Annotated in this window: 1 protein-coding gene; it reads right to left on the bottom strand. The window is 48.6% G+C overall.

All coding sequences use genetic code 11. The annotated features are described in order from the left end of the window. Positions 1 to 698 (bottom strand): VCBS domain-containing protein (locus AB4375_RS19680; protein ID WP_372052368.1); only part of this gene is annotated, 698 nt, incomplete at both ends.

Consider the following 698-nt stretch of genomic DNA (forward strand, 5'->3'; position numbering starts at 1 on the left):
ATGGACGACACCGTGAAGGTCTCTTCGATCTTGTCGCCGATATTTAACTGATTAAACGCGCTGTTGGCAGTGAACACCCAATGACCATTAGCATCAATAGTCAGGTCACCGTTGGTGCCTGAAATAGAATCCGGTGTGAATGCATTATCTGGATTATCCACGTCAGTACTGGTCAACGTTCCTGATGTCGTTACCGCTTTATCAGTCTCATCCACACTGACTGTTGCGGTACTGACTGTCGCTGCATCGTTAGTGCCATTAATCGTCACTTTGATGGTCGACGGTGTGCCATCAACAGACGACACCGTGAAGGTTTCTTCGACCTTATCGCCAACGTTCAATTGATTAAACGCACTGCTCGCGGTGAACACCCAGTGGCCACTGGCATCAATAGTAAGGTCGCCATTGGTACCTGAAATCGAATCCGGTGTAAACGCATTATCTTGATTATCCACGTCGGTACTGGTCAATGTTCCTGATGTGGTTACCGCTTTGTCAGTTTCATCGATGGCAACGGTCGCGCTACTGACAGTAGCGGCGTCGTTAGTGCCGTTAATCGTCACTTTGACCGTTGACGTTGTGCCATCAATAGACGAGACAGTGAAGGTCTCTTCGACTTTATCGCCGACGTTCAATTGATTAAACGCGCTGTTGGCGGTGAACACCCAATGCCCATTAGCATCAATAGTTAGGTCGCC

The organism is Vibrio sp. 10N.261.51.C6 (assembly GCF_041471785.1).
Taxonomy (GTDB): Bacteria; Pseudomonadota; Gammaproteobacteria; order Enterobacterales; family Vibrionaceae; genus Vibrio; species Vibrio crassostreae_C.